Annotated in this window: 15 protein-coding genes; 9 read left to right on the top strand and 6 right to left on the bottom strand. The window is 59.0% G+C overall.

Features of this window, described 5'->3' with window-relative positions; all coding sequences use genetic code 11:
- Positions 1-190: 190 nt before the first annotated feature.
- From H4V98_RS01435 to H4V98_RS01420, 4 genes are all read right to left on the bottom strand, one after another.
- On the bottom strand, positions 191-979 hold the full coding sequence (locus tag H4V98_RS01435; protein ID WP_196864978.1) for a DUF72 domain-containing protein: 789 nt from the start codon (positions 977-979) through the stop codon (positions 191-193).
- 93 nt (positions 980-1,072) lie between these two features.
- On the bottom strand, positions 1,073-1,447 hold the full coding sequence (locus tag H4V98_RS01430; RefSeq protein ID WP_196864979.1) for a response regulator: 375 nt from the start codon (positions 1,445-1,447) through the stop codon (positions 1,073-1,075).
- Positions 1,444-3,201 carry an ATP-binding protein gene (locus tag H4V98_RS01425; protein WP_196864980.1) on the bottom strand — a complete coding sequence of 586 codons (1,758 nt, stop codon included), beginning with the start codon at positions 3,199-3,201 and terminating at the stop codon, positions 1,444-1,446. The genes H4V98_RS01430 and H4V98_RS01425 overlap by 4 nt, the downstream gene beginning before the upstream one ends.
- A 78-nt stretch (positions 3,202-3,279) precedes the next feature.
- Entirely contained in the window at positions 3,280-4,929 is a 1,650-nt protein-coding gene (locus tag H4V98_RS01420) for an ATP-binding protein (protein WP_196864981.1), read from the bottom strand.
- 407 nt (positions 4,930-5,336) lie between these two features.
- Between H4V98_RS01420 and H4V98_RS01415 the strand changes: the two genes are divergently transcribed.
- Together H4V98_RS01415 and H4V98_RS01410 are read left to right on the top strand one after the other, a co-directional pair.
- Positions 5,337-5,840 carry a response regulator gene (locus H4V98_RS01415; protein ID WP_280757238.1) on the top strand — a complete coding sequence of 168 codons (504 nt, stop codon included), beginning with the start codon at positions 5,337-5,339 and terminating at the stop codon, positions 5,838-5,840.
- 43 nt (positions 5,841-5,883) lie between these two features.
- Positions 5,884-6,222 (top strand): hypothetical protein, encoded by a 339-nt coding sequence (locus tag H4V98_RS01410; RefSeq protein WP_196864983.1) that lies wholly within the window; start codon positions 5,884-5,886, stop codon positions 6,220-6,222.
- A gap of 37 nt (positions 6,223-6,259) precedes the next feature.
- Here the strand turns inward: H4V98_RS01410 and H4V98_RS01405 are convergent, their stop codons facing one another.
- Both H4V98_RS01405 and hemB read right to left on the bottom strand, forming a co-directional pair.
- The gene (locus tag H4V98_RS01405; protein ID WP_196864984.1) at positions 6,260-7,375 is read right to left on the bottom strand and encodes a magnesium transporter CorA family protein; all 1,116 of its coding nucleotides are present in this window, start codon (positions 7,373-7,375) and stop codon (positions 6,260-6,262) included.
- 110 nt (positions 7,376-7,485) lie between these two features.
- Positions 7,486-8,502, bottom strand: a complete 1,017-nt coding sequence (gene hemB, locus H4V98_RS01400) for a porphobilinogen synthase (protein ID WP_196864985.1) — start codon at positions 8,500-8,502, stop codon at positions 7,486-7,488.
- Between the two features lie 365 nt (positions 8,503-8,867).
- Here hemB and H4V98_RS01395 point away from each other — a divergent pair, with 365 nt between their 5' ends.
- The 7 genes from H4V98_RS01395 to rpsG all read left to right on the top strand — a co-directional run bounded on the left by H4V98_RS01395 (position 8,868) and on the right by rpsG (position 14,208).
- Complete coding sequence (locus H4V98_RS01395; RefSeq protein ID WP_196864986.1) at positions 8,868-9,290, top strand: CopD family protein; 423 nt, start codon at positions 8,868-8,870, stop codon at positions 9,288-9,290.
- Between the two features lie 161 nt (positions 9,291-9,451).
- Positions 9,452-10,549 (top strand): VanZ family protein, encoded by a 1,098-nt coding sequence (locus H4V98_RS01390; RefSeq protein ID WP_280757237.1) that lies wholly within the window; start codon positions 9,452-9,454, stop codon positions 10,547-10,549.
- A 9-nt stretch (positions 10,550-10,558) separates the two neighbouring features.
- Positions 10,559-10,942, top strand: a complete 384-nt coding sequence (locus tag H4V98_RS01385) for a (2Fe-2S) ferredoxin domain-containing protein (protein ID WP_196864988.1) — start codon at positions 10,559-10,561, stop codon at positions 10,940-10,942.
- A gap of 128 nt (positions 10,943-11,070) precedes the next feature.
- Positions 11,071-11,715 carry an alpha/beta fold hydrolase gene (locus tag H4V98_RS01380; protein WP_196864989.1) on the top strand — a complete coding sequence of 215 codons (645 nt, stop codon included), beginning with the start codon at positions 11,071-11,073 and terminating at the stop codon, positions 11,713-11,715.
- 86 nt (positions 11,716-11,801) lie between these two features.
- Complete coding sequence (locus tag H4V98_RS01375) at positions 11,802-13,010, top strand: D-alanyl-D-alanine carboxypeptidase family protein (protein ID WP_231374914.1); 1,209 nt, start codon at positions 11,802-11,804, stop codon at positions 13,008-13,010.
- A gap of 144 nt (positions 13,011-13,154) precedes the next feature.
- Positions 13,155-13,532, top strand: a complete 378-nt coding sequence (gene rpsL, locus H4V98_RS01370) for a 30S ribosomal protein S12 (RefSeq protein WP_011799633.1) — start codon at positions 13,155-13,157, stop codon at positions 13,530-13,532.
- A gap of 202 nt (positions 13,533-13,734) precedes the next feature.
- Positions 13,735-14,208 carry a 30S ribosomal protein S7 gene (gene rpsG, locus H4V98_RS01365; protein WP_011799634.1) on the top strand — a complete coding sequence of 158 codons (474 nt, stop codon included), beginning with the start codon at positions 13,735-13,737 and terminating at the stop codon, positions 14,206-14,208.
- Positions 14,209-14,385: the final 177 nt, after the last annotated feature.

Below are 14,385 nucleotides of genomic sequence, written 5' to 3'. Positions count from 1 at the left end.
AAAAAAGCGACCAAGGCGGCAATTCGGGCCGCCTGTCCGCATTTCTCCGTGGCCTGCGCTTGCACCTGGCACATTGACCCCATGTTGCTCCCGGCCAGGTCATCTGAACCGGGCTTTGCCATGCCTTGGATGGCGGCAAAAAAAGCGAGCAGCAACCCCATTTTTAGTGCGCAGCGGCTGCGCCATTTCATCACTGGTCCAGCCTTTGCGCGGCGTATAAGGCGTTTTCAATGGCTGCACCTTCAGCGGTGTTGTCAAAGACGCACCAGACGGAAACCCCGGGTGCTGCCGCCTGCTGCAGCCTGGCGACGAGGGCATCAAGCCTGGCACGGTCATAGGCCGAGTAGTACATGCGAGGCGAGCCATGCAGGCGAACATACACCAGGCCGGCAAAGCCACCCGGCAGGTGACCGGCTTCATGCACCACCGGATCTGCCAGCACGCGGCTTGTTTGCCAAGCCTTCAGCAACGGGTCGGCCGATGTCGCAAACCAGCTGACATGTCGTGGTTCAAACGCCACCAAACCGCTGTGGCGCTTGCGCAGAACCTCCAAAAAATCCTCTGTCAATACGGCATCGAAGGCCAGGCTGGGCGGCAGTTGCACCAGCAGGGAGCCAAGTTTTTCACCCAGGCCACCGACCTGCGCCAGAAAGTCGTCGAGCAGCCCGGCGCAACCGGCCAGGCGCTGCTGATGCGTGATGGTTTTGGGCAGCTTGACCGAAAAGCGGAAGTTATCGGGCACGCTGGCTGCCCAGCGGGCATAGGTGGCGGTCTGGTGCGGCCGGTAAAACGACGAGTTGATTTCGACCGCGTTAAACCGGTCGGCATAGCGCTGTAAATGCGTGCCAGCGGCAGGAAACGCTGCCCACAGTGCACGCGGCAGGCTCCAGCCGGCGCAGCCGATGTTGATGCCGCCGCCATGGGGCGAAAGTCGGGTTGGCCCGGACGCTGATTCGTCATAAAAGAGGTTGGTTTGCATGAACCCCCCGGTTTTTATAAAAAAAGCGATTCGCGCTTATCCTGCGTACATAAGCAGCTATCTTTTTTGATGAATAAAAGGTGCGTCAGCTGTTCAGGCGCTGAAGATTGGCAAGGCTTGCGCCATCTGCTGAAAGGAAACAGGCTTGATGAGTACCTGGTCAAACCCGGCCTCCAAAAGAGGCTGCAGGGCTTCTTCCATGCAATGTGCGGTATAGCCCACCACACGGATATCTCCTTGCGGAAATTGCGCCCGGACATGACATGCCAGTTGATCGCCCGACAAGCCGGGCATGCGAATGTCGATCAGCAAGGCGTGCGGTTGCGCCTGTTTCAGACGGCGGATGACGTCATGGCCGTTGCTGAATTCCTCGACTTCCCAGCCCAGCCGCTCCAGGTAGGCGTGCGCCAGAATGCGGTTCACCTCCTCATCGTCAACGACCCAAACCACGGGGTGAAGCTGCGTCATGCTGGTTTTCTTTCTGCGGGAACGCTGTAAGGAATGAAGATGTCAACCGTAGTGCCATATGCCACATTGGAAGTCAGGGTGATTTTGCCGTGCAGGAGATGCAGCAATTCCCTGCACAGTGCCAGACCCAGTCCGAAGCCTTTGAGGCAGGAACTGAAGGCTTGCGCATCAACAGTATTAAAGCGTTCAAACACCTGCGAAGTCTTGTCGGACGCAACGCCGATGCCGGTGTCGATGACGGAAATCAGCAAACCTTCGTTCCCTGCGGGTTTGACCATTATTAAAATTGAGCCAGTGGGTGTGAACTTGATGGCGTTGTGGATCACGTTGTTCATGACTTGAACCAGTTTGGCACGGTCAGACTGCACCGTATTCTGCACAAGGTCATTTATCGAAAGCGACAACTCGACGTTTTTTTCGTCAGCATTCACCTTGTGAATCGTTATCAGCATTTCCATCAGCTCGGGTATTTGGACAGGCTCCAGCGTCAGCCCCATCTTGCCCGACTCGATCTTTGTCAGGTCCAGAATGGTGTTGACCAGTGCATTCAGATGGGTGCCGCTTTTGTGGATCAGACCCGCGTACTGAATGATCCGGGGTTCGGGGGAGGTGTCGCGGATCAACTCCGAAAAGCCGAGTATCGAGTTCAGCGGCGTGCGCAACTCGTGCGACAACGAAGCCAGGAAGTTTGACTTGATCTGGTTGCCCTCCAGTGCCCGCAGGCGGTTTTCTTCAAGCAGGTCAAGATAGCGTTTTTGCTTTTTGGCCAGCCGGGCAATGGTGGTGGCCACCACGGTCAACACCACGGCCAGCGCCAGCGCCAGGCTACGGATCAGATTCCAGCGGCTGTTGAAATTTTGCAACTGTTCGTGCAGTCCCGTACCCACCGTCACCAACAGCGGATAGCCCTCCACGCGGTGAAATCCAATCCGGCGGTAAATTCCGTCGCCAAGATCCGGTTCGTCATAAATACCGGCAGGCAGGGTGCTGACTTGCTTCCAATTGGGTGATGCCTGGGCATCCTGACCGGCGCTGAATCCCTGGTTGGTCAGTCGGAAGCGAACGATTCCGTCCAAACCAATGATGGACAGCCTGCCCTGATGGGTCAGCGCCTTCAAGTCAGTGAAAAAATTTTTCAGCAGTTCCGGGTCAATGCTGGCCACGATCACGCCCATAAATTTTCCGTCAGGGTCCAGCATGGGCCGCACCAACTGCAGCGACAACTTATTGGATACCCGGCCGAGCACTGGCTCGCTGATGAACAGGCGGTCTTCGGAATTGTTCTTGAAGACCTGGAAGTGCACCTGGTCTGCGATGCTGACCGGCATGCCGGGCATGCCCAGTGAGGTATCCACTACCTGACCTTCGACATTGGCCACGGTAACTTGCAGCACCATGCCATTGAGCTCTTGCAGCTGGCTGTTCATGGCGGCCTGTGCCGGCAGGCGCAAGCCCTGCAGATGCTGCTTGCGCAACACTGTGAGCTGCCGGTCAACGATAGCCAGATTAAACATGACAAACTTGGCGTAACCTTTGGCGTTCAGGGACACGTTCGCGTCCAGCGCATTATTGACACCTCGCTGGTCAGCCCGGTGCACCAGCAGCGCAGCGCTGCCCAGCACCGCGATGCTCAGGCTGCAGGCAATCCAGGCCAGGCGCGCAATGCCCATGGCATGGACCAGACGCCACCACGCTGCAATATTCCAGGTTCCACCAACGGCATTGACACGGAGTTCACTGGGCAAAAAAGACATGTGTGGCGTTTTGGCGTGGGAGTCAATGTTGGAAGAATATAAGCAAAAAATACGGAAGACGGTACTGAGTTTGGCTTTTTAGAATTCGACCTGGCCTGTCTGGCAGGTCTCGAGCGCTGACGTCAGCGCTTGCAGCATGGCTACCCGCGACAGTGGCTTGGTCAGACTGTTCGTCATGCCTGCGCTCAGGCAGCGGTTCATGTCTTCGCTGAAAGCGTGGCCGCTGATGCCGATGATTGGAAGGGCCGCCAGGTAACGCTGGCGTGCAGGCGAATCCTGCGGCTGGGGCTGGCGAATGCGTCGGGTAGCCGTCAGTCCGTCCATTACCGGCATGGAAACGTCCATGAGCACGGCGTCAAAATAGCTTTCCTTTGACAACTCATCAAGCGCTTCCTGGCCGTTGGCGCGGCATACCGTCACCGCCTCTGCCTGGTGCAGCCACGCTTGCAGCAGTATCTGGTTGGTCAGATCGTCTTCAACCACCAAAATGCGCAAGCCAGCCAGCCGCTCCAGCCCGGCGGGAGGGGCGGTTTCCATGGCCGTCACCAATGAATGGCTAAGCTGCAGATCGACCCAGAATTCAAAGGTCGAACCCTTGCCGGGCTGGCTCCTCACTGAAAGTTCGCCGCCCATCAGCTCAACCAGTTCCTTGCTGATGTACAAGCCCAGGCCCGAGCCGCCATGGTGCCGGCTCACCGATGCGCTGCCTTGATGAAACGAGTCAAAAAGCTGCGCTTGCTGTTCAGGCTGAATACCCATGCCGGTGTCGGTGACTGATATCGTCAGGCGCCACAGGTCTTGTTGTGCAAGCAGTATTCGGGAATAAACAGCAACCTTCACACTGCCTTGAGGCGTGAACTTGAGCGCGTTGCTCACCAGGTTGTTAACCACCTGCGACAAGCGATGCGGATCCCCGATATAGCATGTGTGCGGTAGTGCGTGTTCAAGTTGCAGCGCAACGCCTTTGTCCCCGGCCAGCGGGCTGAAGGCATGAACCGCGGCACTGAGGATTTCAACCAAATCAAAAGGCACCTGTTCGGTTTCAACCAGTCCTGCCTCGATTTTTGAAAAATCCAGCACATCCTTGATCAATGCACGCAAGTTACGCGAGCTTTTTTTCAGGCTGGACACGTAGGTGCGCTGCTGTGAATCGAGCGATGACGAGGCGAGCAAGTCGATCATGCCCAGCACGCCGTTCAATGGCGTCCGGATTTCATGGCTCATGCTGGAGAGGAAACGGCTTTTGTTTTCACTGGCCTGCTTGAACTCATGTGTCTGCTCCTTGGCCAGGCGCAGTTCCAGATCTTCAATCAAGGCAAAGCGCAACGACAGGCAAATGTGCATTTGCCCCTGCCAGGCGAAATGCGCGACAGACAGCCTGGTTTTTTTGAGCTGCAGGTTGCTGTTGAGAATCCATATGTCCATGTCTTGCACCACCTGATCTTGCGCGGGGACTGCGCCCTTTACGTGCAAAAGTAGCTTCAGTTTTTGCTGATCTGTGGGCGTGAACAACTGGGAAACAGGGCTGCCGAGCAGATGGCTGGAGCGCCATCCGAGCAGCCGGGTGACGGGTTTGCTGACATAAACAATGACGCCTTCGGCATTGACCACCAAGGTCACGCACGGCAACAGATCGAGTGCTTGCCCGGCCAGCCCGTCCAGACCGGCAGAGGGCAGGGCAGGGGTGTCAGAGTACTTTGCTAAAAATGTCTTGAGTAAACGTTTCATAGCATGGCTTGAGAGCCTGGTTCCTGGGACGCTTGACCTGGAATTCGACGTTTTATCAGTCTGATAATCACAATGTTCGTTTATTTATCTGTTGATCATTGTCAATTTATCGATTTTGGTAAAGTATGGATCAATTTGTGATTTTTTTTGAATGTTGGCGAGTTATTCATCGGTGCGCCCGAAGCCTTTTGCATACACCTGCCAGTGCCTGCGGCAACACACGCGTAGTTCACTCGATTGTAAGAATGTTGTAAATAGTGAAAGAAGATTTTTTTGGTATTGGCGCGGCATCCAGGATTCTTGGGCTGTCCAGGAGGTCTCTGCAAAAGCTGGTCGATTCGGGAAGGATTCCGGCTGTCAAAACCACAGGCGGGCACCGCCGGATAACGCGTGATGCAGTCAATGCCGTGAGTCACAAAACCGGGCCAAATGCATTGCTGCGCAGGGTTGAGTCGCCTGCCGCTGGGGCGGGTGTGCTGGCCGCTCAACGGCCAGAAGCGTTGACTGTTCTCCTGGTCGAAGATGGTGCCGCCACGGGAGCGCTCATCGCCCACAGGCTTGGAGAATGTTACCCGTGCGTCAATTTTTTGCTGGCGACCGATGGCCTGGAAGCCGTGCTGATGCTGGAGCGCAACCGTCCCCAAATCCTGATCACCGATCTGAACATGGAGCCGTTTGACGGCTTCATGCTGCTGCAGCTGGTCAGCGGTCGGCCCGAATACCAGTCAGTTGCGCTGGTGGTCACTTCCTGCATGAGCGAGCAGGAAATTGACCGGCGCGGCGGACTCCCGCCCAACATGCTGTTTTTCCCCAAGCCGCTTGATTTGCAACGGCTGCGGGGCTTTGTCGATGCGCATGTCCAGCGGTGTTACGTCAACGCACGGCAGGTCCTGGTGCGGAACAAGGCATGAGCCGCTCCTGTCCCGCTCTGGTCTTTGCTTGCAGGGCAAGCTCATGAGCGCCGAAATCGATTTGCGGAAGTTTGAGCAAACTTCCGGCAACCTGAAATGGCTGCCCATGGTGGCCGCCGCATTTTTGCGGCAGTTGCCCCAATGGCGTGTGGATTTTGCTGCCGCCCTGGCGACGAGAAACCTCACCTACCAAGGTGATCTGCTGCACAAAATCAAGGGATCCTGTTACGCCGTGGCGGCCTACCCCACCATCGAGGTGATTCGTCAGGCTGAAGCGGCGCATGCGCTCGGCAAGCCGCTGAGGCCGTCCCGGCTGCTTCGCCATCTGGAATCGGTCGAGGCCGAACTGCACGCCATCGTCGCCAGCGCGCCGGCCAAGTGAGCGGCGCAGTCTGACTGGCGGCTGTGCAGAATCGGCCTTAGCGGCTGGTTCGCGCCAGATATTGCTTGCGCCAGAACACCGACACGACCACCACGACCAGCAAGACCATCAGGCCGAACGTCCACCAAAACCCGGCCGAGCTGTGGATGGCGGGCAAAAACTCGAAGTTCATGCCAAAAAACCCGGTGATCAGGTTCAGCGGCAAGAACACCGCCGTCAACGCGGTCAGCGTGCGCATGATGTCGTTGGTGCGGTTGCTCTGCGCCGAAAAATGCATCTGCACTGCTGTTTCGGCGCTTTGTTCCATGCGCCGCACATGGTGAACCACGCGCTCGATGTGCTCCAGAACGTCGCGCGAGCGCACCTTGAGCAGCTCGCGCTCGCGCATGCCCGCCGGCGTGTCGGCATCGGGCCAGGTTTCAATCGAATCGATCCAGTCCTGCACGGCGGCGCGCTGGTCTTCGCAAATCTCGTCAAGCAAATGCAACGCCAGCCGCGCATCGAGCACCGAACTCCAGTTGGTGAAGCGGCTGCCGGGCTTGAGCAGTTCGGACTGCCAGTGGTCCATCTGGCGCGTCAGTTCGCGGCGCAGCGCCAGGTAGCCATCGACCATCTGGTTGACGATGCGCAGCATCAGGTCAGCCGGGCTGGCCGGCAGTTTCACACCGTTGGCGCGCGCCTCGCTGGACGTCGCATTGAGCAGCTTGAGCGCATACGCTTCGCGCACCGAGCAGCCCGCCGGGTGCACTGTCAGCAGCACCCGGTCGAACACCGCAAAGCCCACAGGACTGGTGTCGATGCGCTTGAGCACCGGCGGGCCGCTGCGCTTGCTCGGTTGGTGCAGTGGCTCGCCGGGCTGCGCCAGGTCAGTTTCGGTCTGGCCTGCCGCCAGCCGGCGAAACACCAGCATGTCGTACTGCGAGGTGTAATCGTAGTGCGACGGCAACTGGTTGTTCAGCAGGTCGGACACATGCAAGTCCACCAGTTGCGTGCCGCACAAGGTTTGCAACGTGGCCTGGATGGGCGCCAGCATCACCTCGAACTCGCGCCGGGCGCAGGCAATCCAGACAAAGCCCTGCACCGGCAGTTCGGTCGGCAGGGCGTCGCTTTCGGTCACGCCGTGCTGGCCGGAGAGGATGGTGAACACGCGCATGAAGGCTCAAGTCTCTGGGTTAAGCATCAAATTGGCTGTTTGCGCATGGTGGACGGTTGCAGACAGCTACAATTTTTGTAGCAAATGGCGTTGAAACCGGTGCTGATGCTTCAGCCCCGGCGCAGCTTGCGGGCCGCATCCAGCGCAAAGTAGGTCAGCACGCCATCGGCGCCGGCGCGCTTGAAGGCCAGCAGACTTTCCATCATCACCGCGTCGTGGTCAAGCCAGCCGTTCAGCGCGGCGGCTTTCAGCATGGCGTATTCGCCACTGACCTGGTAGGCGAAAGTCGGCACCTGGAATTCGTCTTTCACGCGGCGCACCACGTCCAGGTAGGGCATGCCGGGCTTGACCATCACCATGTCGGCGCCCTCGGCAATGTCCATCGCCACTTCGCGCAGCGCTTCGTCCGAGTTGCCCGGGTCCATCTGGTAGACCTTCTTGTCGGCCTTGCCCAGGTTGCCGCTTGAGCCGACCGCATCGCGGAACGGGCCGTAAAACGCACTGGCGTACTTGGCGCTGTAGGCCATGATGCGGGTGTGGATCAGGTCCTGGCTTTCCAGCGCGGCGCGAATGGCGCCGATGCGGCCGTCCATCATGTCGCTGGGCGCGACAATGTCCACGCCGGCTTCGGCCTGCGTCAGCGCCTGCTGGACCAGCACTTCCAGCGTCTCGTCGTTCAGGATGTAGCCGTTGGCGTCCGGCAGGCCGTCTTGGCCATGGGTGGTGAACGGGTCAAGCGCCACGTCGGTCATGATGCCGAGTTCCGGGAAACGCCGCTTGAGTTCGCGCACCACATGCGGCACCAAGCCTTCGGGGTTGGTGGCTTCGTCGCCGTTTTCGGATTTGAGCGACGCGTCGATCACCGGGAACAGCGCCATCACCGGAATGCCCAGCTTGACGCATTCCTCGGCCACCGGCAGCAGCAGGTCCAGGCTGACACGCTCGACGCCCGGCATCGAACCCACCGGCTCGCGCCGCTGCTGGCCGGCCAGCACGAACACCGGGTAAATCAGGTCATGCACCGTCAGCGCGTTTTCACGCACCAGGTTGCGCGTGAAATTGTCACGGCGCAAGCGACGGGGGCGACCCATCGGGAAAGAAGCGAAGTTGGAGGCGTGAAAGGTCATGGGCAAATTGTGCCAAAGCTTTGCATCCGGCACGAATGCCTTGTGCAGTGTCCTTTTTGGACAGAAATGTGCCAGTCTTTACACGCACTTACGGCTGTTGAGCTCAATGTGCCATGGCGATACCGGGGTGCGGGTACTAGAATAAAAGTGTGCGGTTACCAGTGTTTGGCGATTGCATCCCGCTTTTCCTCCCTGAGCGGGGCCTTTGCGTGTGACAGCAAAGAGGCGTTTCAATCCCGGCGGGCCATCAGGTCGCCGGGATTTTTTTTTGACCATTTTCAGAACTGCTGGCGTATTGCCTGAACAGGCGCAGGCCAACACAGCAGCAAGCGCGTGGGTGAAATCGCACGGACTAAACTACGCCGATGCTCTGGGTCAAATCCTTTCACATCGTTTTCATCGCCAGCTGGTTCGCCGGCCTTTTTTACCTGCCGCGGATTTTCGTCAACCTAGCCATGGTGCCGCCGCAAAGCATTGCCGAGCGTGACCGGCTGCTGCTGATGGCCCACAAGCTGATGCGCTTCACTACGATCCTGGCGGTGCCGGCCATCGTTTTGGGGCTGTGGTTGTGGCTTGGCTACGGCATCGGGCGCGGCAGCGGCTGGATGCATGCCAAGCTGGTCGTGGTAGTGCTTGCAATTGGCTACCACCATGCCTGCGGCCGCATGCTGGCGAAGTTCGTCGCCAACCGCAACACCCGCAGCCATGTCTGGATGCGCTGGTTCAATGAAGTGCCCGTGCTGCTGCTGGTCGCCGCCGTCATCCTGGTGGTCGTCAAGCCGTTTTAAAAGAAAAGCAGCACGAAAAGGCAATGCCAGACGACCCGACCCCGCCGCACCCGGATTTCCCAGCAGACGCCGGCAGGCCGGCTCTGCCGGATGCCCTGCGTCGCCCCCTGCAAGGGGGAAAGGAACTACACGAAGCGAAGCGAAGTGAGGACGATGGGGGTGTGGCTAGCCTTCTGGCGCTGGCGCTGGTCTGCCTGGTCATTTACGCCAGCCTGTATCCGTTTTCGGACTGGCGCAACCAGGGTATTTCGCCGCTGCGCTTCCTGGCCTCGCCTCTGCCAAAGTACTGGACCGGCTTTGATGTCGGCATCAATCTGGCGGGTTACGCGCCGCTCGGGTTCTTGCTGACCGTGTCGGCGCTGCGCAGCCGGCGCATAACCTGGGCGGTCAGTGTTGCGGTGCTGGGCGCCGGCCTGTTGTCACTGGCAATGGAAACGCTGCAAAGCTATTTGCCGTCGCGCATTCCCTCTAATGTTGATTTGGCGCTGAACACACTGGGCGCCTGGCTGGGGGCCTGTTTCGCGCTGGTGCTGGAGCGTTCCGGACTGATCGACCGCTGGAGCCGACTGCGGGCGCGCTGGTTTTCAGCCGATGCGCGCAGTGTGCTGGTGCTGCTCTTGCTCTGGCCGCTGGCCTTGCTGTTTCCGGCGTCGATACCGATGGGGCTGGGGCAGGTCTTTGAACGGCTGGAATCGACGCTCGCCGATGTGCTGGCCGACACGCCCTTTCTTGAATGGATGCCAATGCGCGAGGTCGAACTTCAACCCCTCGTGCCGCTGGCCGAACTGGTCTGCGTGGCACTGGGCGCGCTGATTCCCTGCCTGCTGGGTTACTGCGTGATCCGTGCGCTGTGGCAGCGCGCCGTGTTTGCCGTTTTTGCCCTGGGCGTCGGCCTGGGGGCATCGGCGCTGTCGGCCGCTCTCAGCTACGGACCCCAACATGCCTGGGCTTGGCTGGATGTGCCGGTCCAGGCCGGCATCGGCCTGGCCGTGTTGATGGCCGTGCTGCTGCTGGCCGCGCCGCGCCGCGCCGCGGCCGCGCTGGCGCTGCTGGCGCTGGCGACCCACCTGAGCCTGCTCAACCAGGCGCCGACCAACCCTTACTTTGCCCAGACACTGCAAATCTGGGAGCAGGGCCGTTTCATCCAGTTTTACGGCCTGGTGCAGTGGCTGGGCTGGCTCTGGCCGTATGCTGCGCTGGCCTGCATGCTGGCGCGGCTTTCCAGCCCTGAGCCGAAGGCGCTCGCCGCTGAAAAGTAAAATTGACGCATGACTCATTCCACTGCCCCGAACCCTTCGCCAGATGGCGTCCAGCCCGTCCCTGCGACCTCTTACTATGAACGGCACATCTTCTTTTGCCTGAATCAGCGTGGCAAGGGAGAAGAGTGCTGTGCCGACCAAGGCGCCGAGAAGGCTTTTGACCGTTGCAAGAAGCTGGTCAAAGCCGCCGGGTTGTCCGGGCCGGGCCAGGTGCGCGTGAACAAGGCCGGTTGCCTGGACCGCTGCGCCGGCGGGCCGGTGGCGGTGGTCTACCCGGAAGGCGTCTGGTACAGCTACTTGGACGCCAGCGACATCGACGAGATTGTCGAGTCACACCTGAAGAACGGCCAAGTGGTCGAACGCCTGCTGACGCCGCCTCATCTGGGGCGTTAGGATTTTTCACCAGCTGAATCGCTGGAATGGGCATGATTTAAGCCATTTGCGCAATACTGAATTGCACTAGCTGCTATTATTTAAATAGCATTTGGCTGCCACAAAGAGAAAGAGAGAAAACGATTTCCATGAACTCCCAAACCCAGAAGACCAGTATTGCCGGCCCGGCCGGCGTGCTGGAGCTTGCCCTGGATCTGCCGGCAGGCACATCGCGCGGCATTGCCGTCATTGCCCATCCGCATCCGCTGTTTGGCGGCACGCTGGACAACAAGGTGGTGCAAACGCTGGCGCGGGCCTTCGTGCAGTCGGGCTGGACGGCGGTGCGTTTCAACTTTCGCGGTGTCGGCGGCAGCGCCGGCAGCCACGATGAAGGCCGGGGCGAACTGGAAGACCTGCTGGCGGTGGTGCAGCATGCGGCGCCCGCTGGCGAAGAACAGGCCGCATTGGCACTGGCCGGTTTCTCGTTTGGGGCTTTTGTCACCACGCACGCCTTTGCCCGGCTGCAGGCGCAGCGCCCGATTGAAAAGCTGGTGCTGGTGGGCACCAGCGTCAGCCGCGCGCCTGCCGCGCCCATCGACACCGCAGCGCACAGCCGCACACTGGTGGTGCATGGCGAACAGGACGACACTGTGCTGCTGCCCGATGTGATGGACTGGGCGCGTCCGCAGTCATTGCCTGTTACGGTTGTCCCCGGGGTGGGGCATTTCTTTCATGGACAATTGCCGTTGTTGAAAACCCTGGTGATCCGCCATCTGGCATCACCTGTGCATTGAATCTTTTGGAGCAGATGCGGTCCATCGCCTCTCGCTTGCGTTTTCTCGCTTTTTCCTTACTTGTTTTTCTTACCGGTTTTTTTGACATGCAATGCTTCTTCAAGGCCCCTGTCGGCCTGCGCTCTCTTGCCTCCACGCTGATCCTGTTTGTCTCGGTGGCGCTTCCGGCAGCGCATGCCCAGACACCGCAAGTGCCTGAAATCGCCGCCCGCTCCTATTTGCTGCTTGACGTAACGGCCAACCAGATCCTTGCCGCCAAGGACATTGATTCACCGGTCGAGCCGGCATCGCTGACCAAGTTGATGACCGAATACCTGGTGTTCGATGCACTCAAGTCAAAGAAAATCACGCTGACCCAGACCTTTGGCGTGAGCGAGAAGGCCTGGAAAATGCCCGGTTCTCGCATGTTCATCGATCCCAAGATGCAGGTGCCGGTCGAGGACCTGATAAAGGGCATGATCGTGCAGTCGGGCAACGACGCCACCATGGCGCTGGCAGAAGGCGTGGGCGGAACCGTCGAGCATTTCGTCGAACTGATGAACCAGCAGGCCAAGGCGCTGGGCATGAAATCGACCAGCTACAAGAATCCTGAAGGTCTGACCGAGACCGGCCACACCACCACGGCGCGCGACCTGAGCATTTTGTCCACGCGCCTGATGAGCGACTTCCCCGATTACATCGGTTACTCGGCGATCAAGAAATACCGCTACCCCGGAACGCCAGCGAGCAATGACACCAACCGCAACACGCTGCTGTTCCGCGACCCCACGGTTGACGGCCTGAAAACCGGTCATACCAATGCCGCCGGCTACTGCATGATTGCCACGGCCAAGCGCGAATTTCCAAACCTCGGCGCCGGCGGCAAGCCCGGCGAACGGCGTCTGGTGGCAATCGTGCTGGGCGCTTCGAGCGACAGCGCCCGCGCCAATGAAACGCAAAAGCTGTTGAACTGGGGCTACACCGCGTTTGAAGCGGTCAAGTTGTTCGATGCCGGCCAGGCTGTGGTCTCGCCTGCGGTCTGGAAGGGCAAGGACGCCGTGGTCAAGCTGGGCCGCCCGGAGGCCATCGTGGTGGCCGTGACGGCTGGCAGCGCGTCCAGACTCAAGACCCAGGTCGCCCGGCCCGAGCCGCTGGTGGCGCCTTTCAAGAAGGGCCAGCAGATCGGCAGCCTGAAGATCATGAATGGCGACGACCCCGTGCCGATGGCTGAAGTGCCGCTGGTGGCGCTGGACGCCGTGGAAGAGGCCGGCATCATGGGCCGCGCCTGGGACTCGATCCGGCTCTGGATCAAGTAGAAAAACAAGCGGGATGTGTGCTGGCTGGCACATGTCCCTTGAGACTTTTGGCCAGCTGGCTTATACTCGAAGGCTTTTCCGCTTTTGGTGCGGAGAAGTTTTCCGTATTTTTATATCGTTTTCCAGACGTTTAGGGACGTTTCAATGCCAACCATCAATCAGTTAGTCCGTCAGGGGCGCGAGGTCGAAAAGATCAAGTCAAAAAGCCCCGCGATGGAAAATTCTCCACAGCGCCGTGGCGTTTGCACCCGCGTGTACACCACCACGCCTAAAAAGCCAAACTCCGCTTTGCGTAAAGTCGCCAAAGTGCGCCTGACCAACGGATTTGAAATCATTTCCTACATCGGCGGCGAAGGCCACAACCTGCAGGAACACAGCGTCGTGCTGGTTCGCGGCGGTCGTGTCAAGGACTTGCCTGGTGTGCGCTACCACATCGTTCGTGGCTCGCTCGACTTGCAAGGCGTGAAAGACCGCAAGCAGTCGCGTTCCAAGTACGGCGCCAAGCGTCCAAAGGCTAAATAAGCCAACTGGTTCGAGCCTGACGGTTCGCGCCCGAAGAAACTGTCAAGGTTTTTTCAAAAAACAGGTGCTTGACTCACCCTGGCCGGTGTTTTGAGCGAAGTGACCCAAGTGCAAATTGTTTGTGCCGGTCGAGTAAGTGAGGGTTTGCTAACTCTCGCGGTGTTGCCGAAAGCAGCGCCAACTGAAGCAAAGAGGTGAAAAAATGCCACGTCGTCGCGAAGTCCCTAAACGTGAAATTCTTCCTGATCCAAAATTTGGCGATGTCGATCTTGCCAAATTCATGAACGTCATCATGCAAGGCGGCAAGAAAGCCGTCGCAGAGCGCATCATTTATGGCGCTCTGGAGCAAATCGAGAAAAAGAACCCCGGCAAAGATCCGCTGGAGGCTTTCCACATGGCCATCGGCAACATCAAGCCCATGGTTGAAGTGAAGTCCCGTCGCGTCGGTGGTGCAAACTACCAGGTGCCGGTTGAAGTGCGTCCTGTCCGTCGCATGGCTTTGGCCATGCGCTGGCTGAAAGAAGCCGCCAAGAAGCGTGGCGAAAAATCAATGTCATTGCGCCTGGCCAATGAATTGATGGAAGCCACTGAAGGCCGTGGCGGTGCCATGAAAAAGCGTGACGAAGTTCACCGCATGGCCGAAGCCAACAAGGCGTTCAGCCACTTCCGCTTCTAATTGAATCGATTGCAGTGTTGACTGCGTGTTGATTTGACGGGTTGCTGATCGGATCATCAAGGAACCAAAATCCTTGATTCCTGACGGTTCAACCCCAACTTCTGCCGGCTCGGTGCCAAAAGCGCCCGGCCGGCAGACGCGTAGAAAAACAAGAGAACTATCTTGTCAACGAGTCTT

Source organism: Polaromonas sp. CG_23.6, assembly GCF_029892315.1.
Classification (GTDB): Bacteria; Pseudomonadota; Gammaproteobacteria; order Burkholderiales; family Burkholderiaceae_C; genus Polaromonas.
The sequence above is the reverse complement of the archived record's forward strand: the minus strand, read 5'-3'. Positions and strand labels throughout refer to the sequence as shown.

What these genes read in the sequence shown, in the direction of transcription:
- rpsG (WP_011799634.1), top strand. Translation starts at nt 13,735, where the DNA reads ATGCCACGTCGTCGCGAAGTCCCTAAACGTGAAATTCTTCCTGATCCA.
- H4V98_RS01410 (WP_196864983.1), top strand. Translation starts at nt 5,884, where the DNA reads ATGAGCGCCGAAATCGATTTGCGGAAGTTTGAGCAAACTTCCGGCAAC.
- H4V98_RS01425 (WP_196864980.1), bottom strand. Translation starts at nt 3,201, where the DNA reads ATGTCTTTTTTGCCCAGTGAACTCCGTGTCAATGCCGTTGGTGGAACC.
- H4V98_RS01430 (WP_196864979.1), bottom strand. Translation starts at nt 1,447, where the DNA reads ATGACGCAGCTTCACCCCGTGGTTTGGGTCGTTGACGATGAGGAGGTG.
- H4V98_RS01420 (WP_196864981.1), bottom strand. Translation starts at nt 4,929, where the DNA reads ATGAAACGTTTACTCAAGACATTTTTAGCAAAGTACTCTGACACCCCT.
- H4V98_RS01405 (WP_196864984.1), bottom strand. Translation starts at nt 7,375, where the DNA reads ATGCGCGTGTTCACCATCCTCTCCGGCCAGCACGGCGTGACCGAAAGC.
- H4V98_RS01385 (WP_196864988.1), top strand. Translation starts at nt 10,559, where the DNA reads ATGACTCATTCCACTGCCCCGAACCCTTCGCCAGATGGCGTCCAGCCC.
- H4V98_RS01395 (WP_196864986.1), top strand. Translation starts at nt 8,868, where the DNA reads ATGCTCTGGGTCAAATCCTTTCACATCGTTTTCATCGCCAGCTGGTTC.
- H4V98_RS01380 (WP_196864989.1), top strand. Translation starts at nt 11,071, where the DNA reads ATGAACTCCCAAACCCAGAAGACCAGTATTGCCGGCCCGGCCGGCGTG.
- H4V98_RS01435 (WP_196864978.1), bottom strand. Translation starts at nt 979, where the DNA reads ATGCAAACCAACCTCTTTTATGACGAATCAGCGTCCGGGCCAACCCGA.
- H4V98_RS01375 (WP_231374914.1), top strand. Translation starts at nt 11,802, where the DNA reads ATGCAATGCTTCTTCAAGGCCCCTGTCGGCCTGCGCTCTCTTGCCTCC.
- hemB (WP_196864985.1), bottom strand. Translation starts at nt 8,502, where the DNA reads ATGACCTTTCACGCCTCCAACTTCGCTTCTTTCCCGATGGGTCGCCCC.
- rpsL (WP_011799633.1), top strand. Translation starts at nt 13,155, where the DNA reads ATGCCAACCATCAATCAGTTAGTCCGTCAGGGGCGCGAGGTCGAAAAG.